Annotated in this window: 17 protein-coding genes and 1 pseudogene; 7 read left to right on the forward strand and 11 right to left on the reverse strand. The window is 51.8% G+C overall.

Going from position 1 to position 18,371, the window contains the following annotated elements:
- Positions 1-180: 180 nt before the first annotated feature.
- Positions 181-663 carry a class I SAM-dependent methyltransferase gene (locus tag FYJ24_RS08635; protein WP_154545530.1) on the reverse strand — a complete coding sequence of 161 codons (483 nt, stop codon included), beginning with the start codon at positions 661-663 and terminating at the stop codon, positions 181-183.
- A gap of 260 nt (positions 664-923) precedes the next feature.
- On the opposite strand from FYJ24_RS08635, the gene FYJ24_RS08640 reads away from it, so the two are divergent.
- The 3 genes from FYJ24_RS08640 (at position 924) to ypfJ (ending at position 4,732) form a co-directional block, all read left to right on the forward strand.
- Entirely contained in the window at positions 924-2,948 is a 2,025-nt protein-coding gene (locus FYJ24_RS08640) for a M3 family metallopeptidase (protein WP_154545532.1), read from the forward strand.
- Positions 2,949-3,224: 276 nt separating this feature from the next.
- Entirely contained in the window at positions 3,225-3,638 is a 414-nt protein-coding gene (locus FYJ24_RS08645) for a YehR family protein (protein WP_154545534.1), read from the forward strand.
- Between the two features lie 173 nt (positions 3,639-3,811).
- Positions 3,812-4,732 carry a KPN_02809 family neutral zinc metallopeptidase gene (ypfJ, locus tag FYJ24_RS08650; RefSeq protein WP_154545536.1) on the forward strand — a complete coding sequence of 307 codons (921 nt, stop codon included), beginning with the start codon at positions 3,812-3,814 and terminating at the stop codon, positions 4,730-4,732.
- A gap of 1 nt (position 4,733) precedes the next feature.
- On the opposite strand, the gene FYJ24_RS13180 is transcribed toward ypfJ, so the two are convergent.
- From FYJ24_RS13180 to FYJ24_RS08665, 4 genes and pseudogenes are all read right to left on the reverse strand, one after another.
- Positions 4,734-4,865, reverse strand: coding sequence for a hypothetical protein (locus FYJ24_RS13180; RefSeq protein ID WP_263970226.1), 132 nt, complete (start codon positions 4,863-4,865; stop codon positions 4,734-4,736).
- Positions 4,866-4,901: 36 nt separating this feature from the next.
- Positions 4,902-5,129, reverse strand: a pseudogene (locus tag FYJ24_RS13565) (HNH endonuclease); the annotation flags it as partial.
- Between the two features lie 121 nt (positions 5,130-5,250).
- Positions 5,251-8,079 carry an aconitate hydratase gene (locus FYJ24_RS08660; protein ID WP_318656607.1) on the reverse strand — a complete coding sequence of 943 codons (2,829 nt, stop codon included), beginning with the start codon at positions 8,077-8,079 and terminating at the stop codon, positions 5,251-5,253.
- Between the two features lie 41 nt (positions 8,080-8,120).
- Positions 8,121-9,344, reverse strand: a complete 1,224-nt coding sequence (locus tag FYJ24_RS08665; protein WP_206192604.1) for a class I SAM-dependent RNA methyltransferase — start codon at positions 9,342-9,344, stop codon at positions 8,121-8,123.
- A gap of 22 nt (positions 9,345-9,366) precedes the next feature.
- Here FYJ24_RS08665 and FYJ24_RS13420 point away from each other — a divergent pair, with 22 nt between their 5' ends.
- Positions 9,367-10,032, forward strand: a complete 666-nt coding sequence (locus tag FYJ24_RS13420) for a potassium channel family protein (RefSeq protein WP_318656608.1) — start codon at positions 9,367-9,369, stop codon at positions 10,030-10,032.
- Positions 10,029-10,697 (forward strand): potassium channel family protein, encoded by a 669-nt coding sequence (locus FYJ24_RS08675; RefSeq protein WP_154545542.1) that lies wholly within the window; start codon positions 10,029-10,031, stop codon positions 10,695-10,697. The genes FYJ24_RS13420 and FYJ24_RS08675 overlap by 4 nt, the downstream gene beginning before the upstream one ends.
- Here FYJ24_RS08675 and FYJ24_RS08680 read toward each other — a convergent pair.
- From FYJ24_RS08680 to FYJ24_RS08695, 4 genes are read right to left on the reverse strand one after another with little or no spacing between them, the layout of a single operon-like run.
- Entirely contained in the window at positions 10,684-11,349 is a 666-nt protein-coding gene (locus FYJ24_RS08680) for a DUF3159 domain-containing protein (RefSeq protein ID WP_154545544.1), read from the reverse strand. The two genes, FYJ24_RS08675 and FYJ24_RS08680, sit on opposite strands and share 14 nt — an antisense overlap.
- On the reverse strand, positions 11,346-11,690 hold the full coding sequence (locus FYJ24_RS08685) for a single stranded DNA-binding domain-containing protein (RefSeq protein WP_154545546.1): 345 nt from the start codon (positions 11,688-11,690) through the stop codon (positions 11,346-11,348). Before FYJ24_RS08685 ends, FYJ24_RS08680 begins: the two co-directional genes overlap by 4 nt.
- On the reverse strand, positions 11,677-12,306 hold the full coding sequence (locus tag FYJ24_RS08690; protein WP_154545548.1) for a DUF3710 domain-containing protein: 630 nt from the start codon (positions 12,304-12,306) through the stop codon (positions 11,677-11,679). Before FYJ24_RS08690 ends, FYJ24_RS08685 begins: the two co-directional genes overlap by 14 nt.
- Complete coding sequence (locus FYJ24_RS08695; protein WP_318656609.1) at positions 12,306-12,608, reverse strand: DUF4193 domain-containing protein; 303 nt, start codon at positions 12,606-12,608, stop codon at positions 12,306-12,308. The genes FYJ24_RS08690 and FYJ24_RS08695 overlap by 1 nt, the downstream gene beginning before the upstream one ends.
- 152 nt (positions 12,609-12,760) lie before the next feature.
- Between FYJ24_RS08695 and sepH the strand changes: the two genes are divergently transcribed.
- Entirely contained in the window at positions 12,761-13,723 is a 963-nt protein-coding gene (sepH, locus tag FYJ24_RS08700) for a septation protein SepH (protein WP_154545552.1), read from the forward strand.
- Here sepH and FYJ24_RS08705 read toward each other — a convergent pair.
- A complete protein-coding gene (locus FYJ24_RS08705) occupies positions 13,720-14,820 on the reverse strand; it encodes an alkaline phosphatase family protein (RefSeq protein WP_154545554.1) in 1,101 nt (366 codons plus the stop codon). The two genes, sepH and FYJ24_RS08705, sit on opposite strands and share 4 nt — an antisense overlap.
- Before the next feature lie 144 nt (positions 14,821-14,964).
- On the opposite strand from FYJ24_RS08705, the gene FYJ24_RS08710 reads away from it, so the two are divergent.
- The gene (locus FYJ24_RS08710; protein ID WP_225872093.1) at positions 14,965-17,367 is read left to right on the forward strand and encodes a DNA gyrase/topoisomerase IV subunit A; all 2,403 of its coding nucleotides are present in this window, start codon (positions 14,965-14,967) and stop codon (positions 17,365-17,367) included.
- Here the strand turns inward: FYJ24_RS08710 and FYJ24_RS08715 are convergent.
- Positions 17,364-18,356 (reverse strand): GNAT family N-acetyltransferase, encoded by a 993-nt coding sequence (locus FYJ24_RS08715; RefSeq protein WP_154545558.1) that lies wholly within the window; start codon positions 18,354-18,356, stop codon positions 17,364-17,366. The genes FYJ24_RS08710 and FYJ24_RS08715 overlap by 4 nt on opposite strands.
- Positions 18,357-18,371 lie beyond the last annotated feature (15 nt).

Genomic DNA, 18,371 nt, shown 5'->3' on the forward strand with positions numbered 1-18,371 from the left:
GGATTCGGCTTCACCAACTTCAACAACTACAAAACCAGAGTCCTCCTCTACGCCGGCAAACCCCACTGGAAAACACTCGACTCAATCACCATCCCCTAACCCACACCCCACCAAAGTCCGAAGAGCCTATTATGCTAGCAGTGTCCCCGGCATTACTTCATGAAAGTCGTCAGCACGCAACTAAAACCGGCGTGCAATAATCGCGCCGTGAGGGCGCTTTCCCACATCTGCGCGGGTATGTGTTTCCATGATCTCAAATTGTGCGTTCTCGCATAGTCCGGCCAATGCTTCGATGGGCCAGAACCAGGCTGGAGCAATAGCGTGGTCGAACAGTTGGATTTTTTCACCGTGAAAGAATCCAATCAGTAAGCTTCCTCCCGGACGTAATGCTCGTGCGAACTCATCTAGGACTGTAGGTATTTCAACCGGGTTCGTGTGAATTACCGAATACCAGCTCAAGATTCCTCCCAAAGCGCCATCTTCCACCGGTAGCGCACAAAAGTCACCGACTTGAAAATGTACATGCGGAAAGTCAGTTTCTGCGGAATCGACGAATTCGGGAGCGAGTGCGCGGCCAGATATTTCTTTTGTCGTTTGCGATACGAACCAGTTGTTTCGTGGCAGGTTGATTAGACATCGCGTATGTAGCAGACATCTCGACAGAGAAAGATTCTCCCTGTATTGATTCTCTTTCTCCCACTAACGATGCCTCTTTTCTTACCGTTTCAGCTGCGCTGATAGTCAACGGATATAGTGATTTCTCATCCGTATTCGCATTCGATGGTGACTTACAAGATACTACTTCTGCACAGTATTACTGCATGATGTTGTGCTGTGGCACCACATGCCGATAGCCCGGTGCAGCATGATATTTCTGGTTCCTAGTAAAGTCATATGAGAACATTACGAAACAAAGGACCATCGTGCTCGATAGGACCAATCCCCTAGCTCACGCCTCATCTTTGCCCTATCAACTTCCCGACTTTGCGGCAATAGAAATCCATCATCTTAAGCCCGCAATTCTCGAGGGTATGCGGATTCAGGTCGAGGAATGGCAGTCAATTTCTCATAGTTCAGAGTCTCCTACGGTTGAAAACACAGTTGTGGCGGTCGACGACTCTGGCGAGTTGTTCGACAGAGCGGTGCGTGTCTTCTATACCCTCGCATCTTCCTTGGGAGGTGATGAGTTGAATGCACTCCAAGAGGAATTGGCCCCCCTCTTATCTGCGCATACAGATGCGTTCATGCTTGATAGGGATATGTACGACAGGTATAAAACGCTCTCTGAGAGCACTGACCTGGATGATGAAACTAGGTGGCTGATCAGTGATACGGCCGCGGCTTTTGAACGCGCTGGCGTCAATCTTGCCGAGGCGGATAAGAAGCGACTCCGCAAACTCAACTCACGTATCGCTTCGACTGAAGCAAAAATTAGTTTGCGGATTTCCCACCAGCTCTCACACCTAGGTCTCACTGGTACTGACATCTCAGAGTTAGACGGTTTGCCTGCAGTTCTTGTAGAGGAAGCAAAGGCCGCTGGCCAGAAGCGTGGCGCCGCATGGTTTCTCCCGCTTGAGAATTACACTTCACAAGAAGCGCTAGCCTCATTGAAGGATCCTGAAACTCGTCAACGACTACTAGATATTGCTCTTTCCCGAGGAGTCGGTGCCGATCCAGCAACCCGAACATCTGACTTAATCCCCTCACTGGTCAAAGATCGTGCCGAGCGCGCCGCACTTCTTGGTTTTCCAAACCATGCCGAGTACGTCATGGCAGGGCAAACAGTACCCAACCAAGAGACGGCTGTGGAGCTACTCACCACCATCGGGTTGGCAGCTAAAGCTGGGGTTAAGCGACTTGAAACACAAATGGTCGCCAAAACAGGTGCGGATGCCATTGGCCCCGCCCACTGGCCCTACTTCGAGGCTCAGGAACGCAAGAATTCTCTTGATTTCAATCCTGATTCTCTCCGAGATTATTTGCCTCTAAATCAAGTAATCAACGATGGGGTCTTCTTTGCCGCCAACAGACTCTATGGCGTCACTTTCACACCGCGAGCTGATCTGCGCGGTTGGCACGATGACGTCGCAGTGTGGGAGGTTCATGACCGTGAAAGAAGAGCCATAGGACTGTTTGTTGCCGATTTCTATACTCGTCCAGGAAAAGATGGTGGAGCGTGGATGACGACGCTGGTTCCAGCCTGTGGCAGGTCCGGAACGCGCCCAGTAGTAACTAACGACGCTAACTTTGCACGTCCGTCTGACGGTTCGGAAGTTCTCCTGTCCTGGGACAACGTTGAGACATGCTTTCATGAGTTTGGGCATGCTCTCCACGGCCTGCTGACGAATACCTATTACCGTGAAACTGAAGGAACAGAGGTGCCCAGTGACTTTGTTGAGCTGCCAAGCCAACTGAACGAGATGTGGGCCTATCATCCCGAGGTGCTGTCGCGCATGGCACGTCATAAAGACACCGGACAGCCCCTACCTGCGCAAGTACTTACGCGTTTGGCTGCATCGAAAACAAAGTTTCAAGAATATGCCACTCTTGAGTTCGTTGAGTCAGCGCTTATTGACCAAGCGTGGCATTCTCTGCATGCCACTCAATCCGTATCCGACATTGAGGTCTTTGAGGAAGAGGCTCTACAGGACAGCGGCGTCGCCCATCCATCAGTTCCACCGCGGTATCGGTCAGGTTATTTTGCGCACGCATTTACGGGAGGATACGACGCAGCCTACTATTCCTACCTGTGGTCTGAAACCATGGTGGCTGAACTTGAAGAGTGGTTACGGGATCAACCACATGGAGGTCTCTCCCCTGTTGCAGGCGATATTTTACGCAATGAGCTACTCTGTCGGGGAAACTCACGCCCACCGATGGAGTCCTTCAGGGCGATTCTTGGGCACGATCCTGAACCGGATGCAATAATTCGACGTAGGGGTTTATAGCGACTGTAGCTTTCCACTTCAGAATTCGGAGGCCACACAAATGCAATGAAGAACGCTGTGCCGGACGGATCGTTCACACTTGTCAGACCGTAACTGTGGGTGAGTACTCTATCGCGATGAGATTGGGGACATATTCGCTTAAGTGTTTATAAGGTAGCCTTGTCCGGTCAGAATTTCTCTATTACCACCAAGGAGTGTTTATGATTCAAACACGTCAAAGGTCCCGCTATTACCAGGGCAGCAATAGTCTTCATTTCGGCAATACTGCTCACGGTAATGCTGGCGGCATGCGCTTCTGGTGGCAGTGAAACACAAACCTCATATTCGCTGACACAAAATGGAACGGAATCTACCATAATCTTCTATGCAACGGGAGATAAGGTAACAAAGCAAGCGGTAGAAAACACCATCGACTATGAAGGTTCCGGCCTGGCTGACAAAGAGACTGCTGAATCGACACTAGGGCCGCTTGTAGGCCAGTTCCAAGGCATTGAAGGCGTAGAGCACTCAATCGAATATGGGGACACCACCGCAGTCGAAACTATGACCGTCGACTATTCAGTGGCGAACCTACAAGAAGTCGCCGAGCTACTGGGTTCAAGTTACTCCGATACTGACAATGCGTCTGCAGTAAGTTTGAAGAAGAGCGTCGAACTCCTTGAAAAATCAGGATATACCAAGGTCAAGTAAGACTTTTCATAGCATTTGTAAATGGCTACACTTCTCATTCGGAGTGTAGCCATTTTTGGTTTTTGCAGCCCACTTGCGACAGTTCACATTGATACGGACGCATCCGGCTGAATTAGTTACGCTGATGACAGCAGCAGATATGAGCCCTAGTCCACCGTCAGGAGTTATCTATCATGACATTTCAGCCGAATTCTGATATCTCTGGGAATCGAGTCCGACGTGCAGGAAGTGGACACGCTGTACGTAATGGTGGTATTGCTTTGGGTGGTGTCGGCGGCTTGGGAGTCATCCTTGTGCTACTTTTCAACGCTTTCACAGGCAGCAGTCTAGACATGGAAAGCCTAGGTATTACTGGAGACCAACAGGCACAGTATCAACCAGCTGGTGCAGAAGAAACGCTAGGAGAATGTCTCACAGGAGCTGATGCAAATGAAAAAATAGAATGCCGCATGCAAGGAACAGCGTTATCCCTCGATCAGTATTGGGGACAAGAACTACCTCAGCAAGCAGGCATCGCATATGAGTTACCTGACTTCTTGTTATTTGAGGGTCGTGTCTCAACTGGGTGCGGCACTGCCGGTTCTGAAGTCGGACCGTTCTACTGCCCTCCAGATGCCACCGTATATATTGACACCTCTTTCTTCTCAGAGCTCACTTCTCGCTACGGTGCAGACCAAGGTCCATTAGCTGAGCTATACGTAGTGGCACACGAATTCGGCCATCATATTCAGAATCAACTAGGTACGTTTGCTCAAGCTGACCGCATCAAAACCGGCCCCTACTCCGATCAGGTTCGGATAGAACTTCAAGCCGACTGCTACGCCGGAATGTGGGTTAAGGGCGCTAGTGAGACTCGTGATGCGCAAGGAATCAGCTACCTCATGAAGCCTTCTCAAACCGACATTGCTTCTGCACTATCAGCGGCTGCAGCCGTTGGTGACGATCACATACAAGAGACTTTCACTGGTGAGGTTCAGCCTCATAATTGGACACATGGCTCGTCCGAACAGCGTCAACGCTGGTTTACGACAGGACTCACACAAGGATCACTATCATCGTGCGATACTTTTTCCGTAGCAGATGAGAATCTTTAGCCTATCGTTTCTCTATCATCGCCGCCGCTAGAGCCAAGGTTGCGTCTTCCAAGTCGGAAGAATCACGCACACTCCCGATAATCATCACCCAGCGCTCAAGAAACCGTTTTTCGTCAAGGCGTTTACGACGCATCCAACTAGTGACTTCAGCATTGCACTTAGAGGCATTACACGATCGGCAAGCAGGCACAACATTCTCCACGGTGTATCGTCCACCACGTGAAATTGCGTGTACACAGTCTTTTTGAAGCTCCGCGTACTGACCTCCACAATAGGCGCAGGCATGGTTCCAGGCAGCGAGCAACCACCTCCACTGTTGGGCTGAGAGATCGTTGTTCGCGGCCTTAACGCGGCGGGCTCGACGCCGACTTGCCAGCAAATGCCTTCGGGAAACCATAGCTAAAGCCTAAGTAGCATGTGCTGTCGAGTCTCCCCACCGCGCCGAGATAGGCAGATATTTGGCTCGGGTGTACGGCTCCACTCAGCGTGCAGCCATACACCCGAGCCAGTCAGCTGTCCTACCCCTTGTTAGCCACTTCTTCTTTCGCTTTGAGCTGTCGCAGCACATACTGCAAGATCCCGCCGTTGCGGTAGTAGTCTGCCTCAGCTGGGGTATCAATACGAAGGCGAGCGTCAAACTCAACAACCGCACCATCGTCCTTGGTCGCCCTGACATGAACCGTCTTCGGGGTATGTCCCTCATTGAGCTCGGTGACACCCGTAATGGAGAAAACCTCAGAGCCATCAAGTCCAAGACTGTCTCGCGTTTCACCAGCGGGGAATTCTAAGGGAAGAACCCCCATACCAATCAGGTTGGACCGGTGGATTCGCTCAAAGGACTCAGCTATCACGGCCTTGACGCCGAGAAGAGAGACACCTTTCGCGGCCCAGTCGCGCGAAGAGCCAGACCCATATTCTTTGCCGCCCAACACTACGAGAGGAATGCCCGCCTCTTGATAGTGTGTCGCAGCATCATATACTGACGCCTGCGGAGCCCCTGGACGTGTGTAATCCTTAGTGAAACCCCCTTCAACACCCGGAAGCATTTCGTTCCGAATCCGAATGTTTGCAAAGGTCCCACGAATCATCACCTCATGATTACCGCGACGCGAACCATAGGAATTGAAGTCGCGACGTTCAACACCGTGAGCCTCCAAATATTGCCCAGCAGGAGAATCTGCTCGAAAGGCACCGGCTGGAGAGATATGGTCCGTTGTCACAGAGTCGCCCAACTTGAGGAGTACTCTCGCACCAGATACGTCTTCTACTGGAGCGGGAACGGCTGGCATTCCATCGAAGTAGGGAGGACGCCGCACATATGTTGAGTCTTCTTCCCACGCAAAAGTGTCACCTGTAGGAATCTCGAGTGCTCGCCAACGCTCATCTCCGCGGAATACATCCTGATAATCCTCGACGAATACATCCCGAGTAACGGTATCGTCAATGACCTGTTGTACTTCGTCAGGGTCTGGCCAAATGTCCCGAAGATACACATCCTTACCAAAAGGATCTTGGCCCAGTGGTTCTGACTCAAAATCGAAATCCATTGTTCCGGCAAGTGCATAGGCCACTACGAGTGGAGGTGAAGCCAAATAGTTCATCTTCACATCAGGGTTGATACGTCCTTCGAAGTTACGGTTGCCTGAAAGGACAGAGACAACCGATAGATCGTGTTCGTTGACTGCCTTCGAGACTTCGGCAGGAAGCGGTCCCGAGTTACCGATACATGTTGCACAACCGTACCCAACCAAGTAGAAACCTAGAGCTTCCATGTCCGGCCACAGCCCCGCTTTGTCAATGTATCCAGTCACCACTTGTGATCCGGGAGCAATCGACGTCTTGACCCAAGGCTTTGCCTTCAGGCCGTATGCATTGGCGTTGCGCGCCAACAGAGCCGCCGCCAACATCACTGATGGATTTGAGGTGTTAGTACACGAAGTGATCGAGGCAATAACGACCTTGCCATGGTCCAATTCGGTTTCGGTACCATCGTCCAACGTCACAGGAACATACTTGTGGGGACGATTGTCAGACTCTCCGAAATCTGCTGGCGCCGAACCATCGGAATCTGAAAGATCATCAGGATCAATCGGATCTGACGCTGGGAAGGTCGAAGCTAGAGCCTCATCCAGTTCTGTCTTATCGATTGGGCGTTCACCATCGACGTAGTCATCGAGAACAAAGCGGAATGTGTCTTTTGCTTCGGTGAGCTCAATGCGATCCTGAGGGCGCTTTGGACCTGCGATCGAGGGAACTACCGTAGAGAGATCCAACTCCAAATACTCGGAATACTGTGCTTCCTGTGAGGGATCGTGCCACAGTCCTTGATCTTTGGCATAAGCCTCAACCAAGGCAATTTGCTCATCGGAGCGTCCCGTGAGGCGCAAGTAATCCAACGTCACCTGATCAATAGGAAAAATTGCTGCTGTTGAGCCAAACTCGGGTGACATGTTACCTATGGTCGCGCGGTTAGCCAACGGGACCTGCGCAACGCCCTCACCGATAAACTCCACAAACTTGCCCACAACACCATGTTCACGCAACATTTGAGTAATCGTCAATACAACATCTGTTGCTGTTGCGCCCGCTGGTATTGAGCCTGTAAGGCGGAATCCAACAACGCGCGGAATCAGCATGGAGATGGGTTGGCCAAGCATCGCTGCTTCAGCTTCAATACCGCCAACGCCCCACCCTAAAACGCCAAGCCCATTGACCATGGTTGTGTGGGAGTCCGTACCCACACAAGTATCGGGGTAGGCCTGAGTAACCCCATTTACGTCACGAGTAAAGACCGTGCGCGCCAAATACTCGAGGTTGACTTGGTGAACAATGCCAGTGCCCGGTGGGACAACCTTGAAACTGTCAAAAGCAGTCTGGCCCCAGCGAAGGAACTGGTAGCGTTCACCATTACGCTCATATTCGCGTTCGACGTTCTTCTCCGGAGCGTCCCGTCGTCCAAACACATCAATCTGTACCGAGTGGTCAATAACCAGCTCTGCGGGCACTTGAGGGTTGATCGAGGAAGGATCTCCTCCCATTTCCTTGAAAGCCTCGCGCATAACAGCTAAATCAACGACACAAGGGACGCCAGTGAAATCCTGCATCACCACCCGTGCTGGGGTGAACTGGATTTCAACGTTAGGCTCAGCTGAGGGATCCCATTGAGCTAGGGCACGCACATGGTCAGCAGTGATATTTTCGCCGTCTTCATTGCGTAGAAGATTTTCTGCCAACACTTTTAAGGAATACGGCAATGATTCCAATCCAGGAACCGCCGAAAGCCTATAGATTTCGTATTCCTTACCTTCAACGTTGAGGGTGCCACGCGATTTGAGACTATCCGCCACTACTCACTCCTAAAGTTCTGTTCGTCCCTGAGCTTAGCGCTCTATCGCCGCAGCGTCGCCACAATTTCGAAGTGATGAGTGCCAGGAAATAGATCAAAGGCTTCAATGTTCGCGACAAAAAATCCCTGGGCACGGAGATTTTCCATATCCCGCGCGGCAGACGCAGGATCACATGCGATCAAAGTCACTTGTTTTACACCAGTTTCACCGATCGCCGAAGTGACATTTTTTCCAGCTCCAGAACGGGGCGGATCGAGGATTATCGAACGGGGGATGTTTCCTAACTCGAGTATGAGATCTTTGATTGCATCCCCATCGACTGTTCCTACAAAGAAATCAATACCTCTCAAAGTACCGCAGTTAGACGCTGCATCTGCGACAGCTTGTTCGCTGCCCTCTATGGAAAGCACCCGACCTGATGGGGCAACTGCCGCAGCTAAGAAATAAGTAAAAAGTCCAGCCCCTGAATAGAGCTCAATAACATTGTCTCCTGGTTTCAGTTCACTTTGTGTCAAAACAGCATCAACAAGAGTGGCTGGTGCCTGAGGATGCACTTGCCAAAAACCTCTGGCATCTACTTCGAATTGATATTTGCCAACGCTCCATTGGACGCGCGAAGAGGCTTCATCTCCTTCTAGATTCCAGATGGTGTTTTCTCCAACCACAAGGGGTTCCCCTCCTGTGGGGGCAACAAGCATGACTTCGCTGTCCCCCTGCAAACGTTTATGCCATTGAGGGGACATAAACACATCAGCGAATACGGGGACGAGCAAAGGATACGAATCGACAGGAAGGAGCGTATCAGATCGGTATTTCCGCACCGCCAGTCGCCCATCAGGCATGACTGCGAACCGTGCTCGAGTACGCCGGCCCCATTCTCTCTCTGCTAGTAGTTCGTCTCCTGGTAGCGCGGTGACTTTCGGTGCACCAAGAGCGAGGATTTGTTCTTCGAGTTCTCGGCTACCGACTCTGCGTATTTGGTCGAGGAGAACGCGGGTTTTCCATTCGCGGCCCGCGGCGACGGTGATGTGAGAAAGGTCTGCTCCCGGAAGAGTGTTATCAGCGATGCGGTCAGGCGAGGCATTTATTACATCAACGACTTCTGCCCACCGCAACCTCGTTTGTCGCGACGTGATCTTGGCAACCACCTTTTCCCCGGGCGCACCTCCTCTCACGAAGTAAATCTGCCCGTCATCGCCATATGCGATACATGCACCTCCGTGCGCCGGGTTCCCCAAGGTTAGTTCTATGAGTTCATGTGGCATAAGGCAATGGTAGTTTGGCTGTGTGCATTTCGTAGTAATGGGCTGCGGCCGTGTAGGTGCTCGGCTAGCAGGTGAATTGGATGAGGCTGGCCACTCTGTGGCAATAATTGACATCGATGCTGAGGCCTTCGAACGCCTTGATGACGATTTCTCCGGTCAGCGCGTGACCGGTAATGGGTTCCACCGCTCCGTTCTAGAGCGCGCAGGGATTGAGGAAGCCTACGGGTTCATCGCTACCGCCTCTGGCGACAACTCTAATATGGTGGCAGCTCGTACTGTATCCCAGATGTACCAAGTCGAGCGCGTAGTAGCACGTATTTCCGACCCCGAAAGAGCAGCATTTTGTGAACGGCTTGGTATTCCCACAGTTGCTGCAGTGTTGAGAGTTTCCGCTGCTCTTATGAAAAGAGTTTTGCCTCCCAATGCTACGACTGTGTGGGATGATCCCACTGGACGAGTAGGGCTCTGCCTGATTCGCCCTCAGTCCTCATGGATTGGCGTTCCCATAGAGACGGTCGAAAAACTCACAAAGTCAAAGGTCGCATTTGTTGCGCGTCTAGCTACAGTTACTATTCCCACTAAGAATGCCGTGGTCCAAGAGCAAGATGAGCTCTATTTGGCGATCCCCCGCGAAGAAGAGACTCGCGTGAGGAAAATACTTTCTCGGGCTCCGGAGGAACGAAAATGAGAATTGCGATTGTTGGCGCAGGCTCAGTTGGACGGGCAGTTGCCCAAGAACTGGTATCCCACCACCACGATGTAGTACTCATTGACAAAGACCCTGCGTCGATTCGAGTCTCTGAGCTTCCCGAGGCTGACTGGACTCTAGCCGACGCATGTTCTCCCACTGCCCTCAAAGAAGCAGGGCTGGATACTTGCGACGCCCTAGTGTGCGCAACAGGCGACGACAAGGTAAATCTGGTTGTTTCAATACTTGCGAAAACCGAATTTGCTGTGCCGAAAGTGGTTGCGCGTGTCAACGATCCGATTAACGAATGGATGTTTTCTGAGGCGTGGGGAGTCGATATTCCCACGTCCACTCCACGTGTGATGGCTGCACTGGTCGAGGAAGCAGTTACTGTCGGAAACGCTGTGCAACTCTCAGCCTTTACCGGATCCGGCGTGGGCGTCTATTCGCTCACAGTGGGCTTGCATTCGCCAGTTATCGGAACACCGGCACCGGATGTTGAATGGCCTCGTGACGCAATCGTTGCAGCTATTGTGCGTGAGGGAACCCCACACCGCCTCGAAGCATGCGGCCCAGTCCGTGATGGTGATGAAATAGTTGTCATTGCGGGGGCCAACCATTTCTTACAGGTTGAAGAACTTGAACAGCTGATCAATCCTCAGTAGTTACCTCTTTCGAGGAAGACGCAGTGCCTGTTGGAAGCAGGCCACGCAACAAAACCCATGTCAGCCATGCACCCAAGGCAAAAAGTGGAAGACCCATGACAAGTGTAGCTATTCCTAATGCGGCCACTTGGCCTGAGTAGTACAAGGGTGCCTTCACAGCTACGCGGAGGCAAAAAATAACAACCCACACCCACGTGGCGATCCACGCTCTCCGATAAAGAAGGGCATAGTGCTCCTCTTTCTTCCAGCCTTTCGGTAGCCCCCACAGAAACTGGATGAGAAGAGCCCCTAACGGTTGTCTGATGAGAATTGTGCAGGCAATGACGGCTGCATAGACTAGGTTGAGCAGTATTCCCCAGGCATAATAATTTTCGGTTCTACCACTGGTGAATGCCCACACTACGCCAATAGCTACGCCAATAAGACCAGCGATAGCCTGAGTGGGGGCGCTGCGTTGAAATGCTCGAATAACAACAAACAACACCGAGATTCCGGCGGCAAGACCGACGGTCCACCCCAATGACCCTGTTACTAGATAGGTGACTACGAATACAAGTCCCGGCAGGAGTGATTCAATCACCCCTCGGATTCCACCAATGGCTTCCTGCAGAGAGAACTCTTCTCCGCCAAGGGTTTGTGCCCAGTTCGTCATGAAACCGCCTCTATCGAGTACTGCGGGTCTAGTATTCGCATTCCTGCGCTTCCTTTGGCAACCGTTCCCGTTGCCGACAGCACTGTTCCTTCAGATATTCCAGGAATCTCTCTACGTCCCGGCCAGGCTAAAGTTATGGTTCCGGTCTCATCCTCTAGGACGGCGCGAAAACATGGCCCCGACTCGTCAATCTCAACCCATTTGACTGTTCCAACAACACGTGCAGGGACGCGTTCCTTACACAGCGCAATAGGGTCGTGCGTACTATCAGGTTCCGGATGCGGTTGTCGATGATTTGTTTCTCCAGGATCCTTACGTAACCACCGATCAAACAGTCTCATTGTCCCCCGACCGGGGAAGTGCCAGAGGCAACAGTTCCAGACGCACACGTGGCTCTGAGCCTCGGTTAACTATGAAGCGATCTATGATCTCTTCACATTGAGCTCGCTGCGCCTCATCACCCGCGGCTGCACCACCTTGAAGGTCTATGCGAAGTAGCCAACGTGGCCCTTCGATACCGATAATCCGCATCGGCTGTTTGCCTTCACCACCATCAGGCAAGCGAACGGGGATATTTGCATCCAATTCAATGCCATATTTGGTCTCAACTTCGGTGACAGAACCATTCATCTGTCGAATACTTTGCGCGACTTGTTCGCGCAATTCCTCCCACATTCCGCCCGAACGTGGGGCGGCTGCAACCGATACTTGAATTCCAGAGGTGCCACTTATGAGCAAGATTCTCCGAAGAGTTTTTTTGTCGCCCTCGAACTGGGCGCGTAGCTGCATACCAGGAATAGCCGGAACATACAGGGCGCCTAAATCCAGGTAACCATCCGGACACATTTTTCCTTCGGAGTCACTTGGCCCAGAAGGAACAGTGACATTGATGTCTTCGTCAATGTCACTGTCTTTGTGCTGATCCTCTTCAGATTTCTGGCGTGAAAACAGTCCCATTAAGCATCACAGTCTGTACATACCGAGAGCCCATTGTCATCGACATAGGCTAGTTGAGACATGTGATGTACTAAGAAGCACACCGAACATGTGAATTCATCTTCCTGCGCCGGAACCACCGGTACAGTCAATTCCTCCATCGACAGATCAGCACCGGGGAGCTCGAAGCTCTCAGCAGCCTCATTCTCATCCTCATCGACATCATTGGAACCAATGTCGGTACGCCGGGATTTCAGCTCTTCGATCGAGTCCTCAGCGATATCATCGTCGCTCTTGCGAGGAGCATCATAGTCCGTCGCCACGTTTTTTCCCTTCAATTGACATCAGTCTCTGCGCGGGGATATTAGCACTTTATAGGGCCCCGTGTCATGCTCTCTTGAAACACACCGTCTTCGCTGAGGGGGATTTGCCTCCAACTTTGGCACGATGTTCATTAGGTAAATGAGGAGACACGATGATCGAACTGGCATTTTTAGGACGTTCCGGAGACTCTCAAAGCATCGTGTTCACAGATGCTGAGGGTGCACGCTATAGCGTGGCAATCACGGATGCCTTACGCCAAGCCGTACGACGGGGCACCCTGGGACCGGCTCCGGAACCGACACAGAAGACTCCTCTGCGACCGCGCGACATTCAATCGCTATTACGGTCAGGTCTCTCTGCAAGCGAAATCGCTCAAAGCGAAGGAATCGATATTGAGGACGTCACAAAGTATGAGTCTCCGGTCTTGGCGGAAATAGCCTGGGCAATCAACCGGGCTCAGCTGTGCCGAATCGGCGATGCTCCCGGTACTCCGATCTTGGAAGATTTGGTAATCAATCGTCTTGCAGCTCGTGGTGTCGACTCCGCGTCTTTTTCCTGGAACGCCCGGCGTCAGCCGGGGGAAGACTGGGAAGTGTCCCTTACTTTTATCCAAGCTGGCGTGGAACGTCAAGCAACATGGTCATTGAGGTCTGATGCCGCCAGTGTAAAGGCGATAGATGAGGAAGCTACGTGGCTCACAGAGTCGGCCGCGCCGATTGCACCAGTGAGCGCATTCTTCCCCTCACCATCTGATTTTTCTTCCTCGGAGACCGAATCCATTGAGGCATTAGTCGAGCAGGCAAACACTCAGAGAGGGCGCCCTCAGCCAGTTCTTGATGAAGTCGATGAGGACGACGTTCCTTTAGACGAGGCGGAAGAAAACTCTTTTGATGAAGTCGTCCCAGAATCAACGGAAGTTGCCGAGAATATTGTATTGACAGTGGTTCCAGACCAACTGGATACCGCGGATGACGATGAAATACTTCCTGGAGAAGGCGAGCTCTTTGAAATCCCCTCTAATGCACAATCCGAAAGTGTCCCGCCAAAGAAACACAATGGCCGTCGGCCGGTTCCCTCATGGGATGAAATCGTCTTTGGATCTAAAACCGACTAGTCAGTTAATGTGAGAAATGGCACCAATACTTCGGCCGGTGAATCAGAACCGTGAACGCCGACTTGTGCAATGCTCTGTGGGGACTGCGCGCGCGAATCAACGATGACACTCATGTCTTGTAGAAATGCGACCCCTGCTCCCAACAAGCTATTTCCATCTCCGGGTCCGAAGATATTCGGGTACTCATCGGGCGATGCAATATATGCGCGTTCTCCGAGGAAGTCCCGCCATCGGGTTAATACGGCATTGTCCTGATCTGTATCGGTATGAATATGCACACATCGACCCTCACCTGCAATGAGCTGAACGCCATTTGAGAGTTCGTCATGGGCTGCTAGGTCTATTCTATCGACCACATTGATCATTCCGTGATCTGCAATCAGCACAACTGAGGTCTCGGCAGGGAGCTGAGATAAGAATCGTCCTAGTTCTCGATCAAAAGCTTCAAGTTCATGGAGCCATTCCTCAGAACCAACACCATGCGCATGCCCTGCGTGATCTATTTCCGACCAATACAAATAGACCAACGACGGCTGCTGAGTAACTGCCTTTCTTGCACGTGCAAAGCGGTCTGTAAGGGGGTCAGCTCCCATAAATACCGCCCCTCTCATGGATGCAAGAGTCAGACCGCTGCTGGCGAATTTTCGTGCAGACACCACCACGGGACGCAGCTCAGTGTCTATGAGACGCTGGAATATTGTCGGCTGGGGCTGCCATGTGGATGCGTCTGCTCGATCGAAGTGAAGCAAGTTCATTGCTTTTCCTTCATGAGCTACTGAGTAGCCCATCATTCTCGAGGATCCTGGCAATGCTGAGGTGGTGATAGAGGTGAGTGCTGCGGCGGTTGTTGACGGCAAGCAGCTCTTAATGGGGTCGGATTGATCGAGAAAACCTCTCAGAGTAGGTGCATATCCTTTCCACTCTTGCAGGTTCAGCCACCCCAACCCGTCCACGACGATGACAATCGCCGACCGTCCATGAGGAACTCCGAGGGTATTGGTGCCGCTGGCTGGTACACCGCATGCAGCGGCTGCCGAGGGCATCACCTCGCCAATCCACGGGGTAGTGGGAGATTCTGGCACAGAAAATGGACTCATAGCGATATAGTGTAAACCCCCCGATCGATCGGGAGACTTTAATCATTGGATGACCCTGTAAAGAGTGAATATGTGGCCGATCTGTCGTTCGCTAGGCCGTGGCCATGTGGTGATTGAATACTTGGCTGAGGGATAATGACCTCTATGCGCAATAGCTCTGCTGATACATCGACCACTGAACGAATTGATGAAATTGATGTCTCTTCCGAAATGAAGAGTTCGTTCCTTGAGTATGCCTATTCAGTAATCTATGCACGAGCATTGCCAGATGCCCGTGACGGTCTCAAACCGGTCCAACGGCGCATTGTTTACCAAATGGACCAAATGGGCTTGCGACCAGATCGCGGACATGTTAAGTCTTCGCGTGTAGTTGGCGAGGTGATGGGTAAGCTGCACCCACACGGCGACGCGCCAATTTACGACGCTCTTGTACGTCTAGCTCAACCATTCAATCAAAGGGTCCCCCTGGTAGACGGTCACGGAAACTTTGGCTCCCTCGATGATGGTCCCGCTGCACCTCGCTATACTGAGGCTCGCATGGATGCAGCTGCGCTGCAGCTCACAGCTCAACTTGATGAAGACACTGTCGATTTTGTACCAAATTATGACAACCAGTTTCAGCAACCAGATGTACTCCCTGCAGCTTTTCCGAACCTCTTAGTCAATGGGGCAGCCGGTATTGCTGTAGGTATGGCGACCAACATTCCTTCTCACAATCCAGTCGAGGCTCTCTCGGCTGCTCGACATCTTTTGCGTAATCCTGAAGCACCACTAGAAGACCTCATGCGTTTTATTCCCGGGCCCGATTTCCCCGGCGGTGGCGTCATAGTCGATTCACACGGCATTGAAGATGCCTACCGCACAGGTCGCGGTTCTTTCAAGGTGAGGGCAGTTGTCGAAAAACAACGAGTTTCAGCAAGGCGAATGGGACTTGTTGTCACCGAATTACCCTATATGGTTGGCCCTGAACGGGTCATTGAAAAGATTAAGGATGCCGTATCATCAGGAAAAATGAAAGGCATCTCCAATGTCACTAATCTCACTGACCGACACCACGGACTTCGCTTAGTCATTGATGTCAAAACCGGTTTTAACCCCGACGCAGTCTTAGCTCAGCTTTATAAACAAACCCCCCTTGAGGAGAGTTTTTCAGTCAATGCTGTGGCACTGGTACACGGACAGCCGCGTTTATTGACCTTGAAAGAAATGCTTGAGGTGTTCCTAGCTCACCGGCTAGAAACCATACGTCGACGATCTGCCTTCCGACTCGATAAGGCAAGTAAGAGGCTCCATCTTGTCGAGGGGCTTTTGCGGGCAATCCTCGATATCGACGATGTCATTTCGATAATTCGTGCGTCCGACGATGCCGAAGTTGCAAAAGAACGACTCATGACTGCCTTTGAGCTATCAGAGCTACAGGCCACATATATTCTGGAACTTCGGCTACGCCGCCTCACAAAGTTCTCTCGTATCGAACTTGAATCAGAAAGAGATTCCTTAGCTGAAGAAATCGCGCAGCTGCAAGCCATACTGGCAGATCCTGCTCTTCTGGCGAATATGGTGGAAAGCGAATTGGAAGCTACCGCCGCAGTGCTAAATACACCGAGGCGCACGCAAATCCTCGATGCTGAAGAAGCCGAGCCTCTGCCAGCATCGGTTCCCCTGGAGATCACCGATGAGCCCTGCACAGTTGTCCTCAGCGCTACAGGAGAGATTGGTTGGATACCTGGACATGTGAGCTTCCCAGTAGCCGTTGCAGGGACGGTGGTCAGATCACTAGCTCATACATCCACGCGCGCACGTGTTGCGGTACTTGACGCTGATGGCAATGGACACCGCATTGATGTGGTTGCTCTCCCCCAGCTGACAAAGAACGGAGAACTTTTCGACCTTCTGGCGGGTTCATCAGTAACAGAACTGTGCGGAACCAAGAATCCAATCGCAGTATTCAATCCACAAAGTGAAGATATTCTGGCACTAGGGACCATGCGAGGCGTAGTCAAGCGAGTTCGGCCCGAATACCCAGAATCTAAGGATATATTCCCCGTCATCGGTCTTGATGAGGGAGACGTCGTTGTCGGAGGGTGTATCGCTCACGATGAATCCGACATTGTCTTTGTAACAGCTTTTGCTCAGCTGCTACGGATGAGCTCTGCCTCGGTGCGACCACAGGGACCTGCTGCAGGAGGAATGGCAGGTATCAAACTTGCTGCTGGCGATAAAGTAATCGCCTTCAGTGCGCTCCAGACGACAGAAGAATCCACTGTCGTGACAGTTGCTCAACAAAGTGGCACCTTAGCAGGCACCGCCTATTCCACAATCAAAATGACTCCTTTGGAGATGTATCCGATCAAGGGACGGGCCACAATGGGGGTCAGAGCTCAGCGCTTCTTGAAAGGTGAAGACTCTCTTGGGATGGCTTGGATAGGTAGATATATTCCCTCTGGAATATCAGCAAGTGGTTCTACCACACCTCTGCCCGATGTTGATGAGCGGCGGGATGCTTCCGGTTCACCCCTCAAAAAATCATTAGCTTTTATTGGTTAGACCGAATACGAATAAGTTCGGGTTTGGAATGACCTGTTAAAACCGAGTTCTTCGTAAAAGCTAAGTGCACCGGCGTTGCTTGCCACTCCGACACCAGTTGCGACCTTACGCATACCACTTGCCGCTTGCGAATCCATAGAGGCGATCACTAAAGCTTGTGAAATAGCGTGAGAGCCGGGAAACTCTTCGACGCCAAGGAGGTCAATATATCCTTCTGACCACCCCAAAGCCTCCCAATCCTCCGGGTAGGCGGAAACTCGAACAAAACCGACAAGCGAAGGCCTATCCCCCGTCTTATCGAGTGCTACAAACGACCATTCCGGTCTAAATGCTTCCATACCGATCGACCATTCATCATTTGCTTGGCCAGGCAAAGACCATTGCTCCTCAAGGAGTCGCGCATAAAGTCTTCTTGCAGCGTGGTCCCACTCTTGGGACCACAGTTCCACACTGTAATAGGTGCCCAGTTGGGGCATGAGTGGCAGATCCGATAGTTCGCGGCGCAGCTCATAGGAGCTACGTGCCCATGAAAATCCCATCCGTGTGAGGTGAACTTGCAACTCATTTTGTTCTCCAGCAACCTGAGTTAGAATGCGTCCACCTTCACCGGTGACATCGCGTAACAGGGTTGTTCCTTGTTCTACCTGCCACGATACAACTGCTCCGCCAACACCCAACCCACGGTAGTCGGGACAAACTCCGCCCCTTGCTCTGCACTCGCGCGAATTATCACTCAGCGTAACGATCGCATAGCAAATGGGCTCACTCTTACGAGGCCCCTCAGCGGCTATTCCAATGCGTCCCCTGGTCTTCTCAGTATCCTGTAACCAGCCTCTTACTTCACCTATCGTAGTTCGGTATGGAGGGTTATCTTTCATTTCAATCCGAGAGATCAGCTGGTGGAGGCTTTCCGCATCAGAAATGCGCAATGGACGCCATTGCGCCAAAGTCTGGCGCAACTCCTCCTCGGCTTTATCTGAGCTTTTCATCTAGTTCACAATAAC

The sequence above is a fragment of the Scrofimicrobium canadense genome (assembly GCF_009696615.1).
Classification (GTDB): domain Bacteria; phylum Actinomycetota; class Actinomycetes; order Actinomycetales; family Actinomycetaceae; genus Scrofimicrobium; species Scrofimicrobium canadense.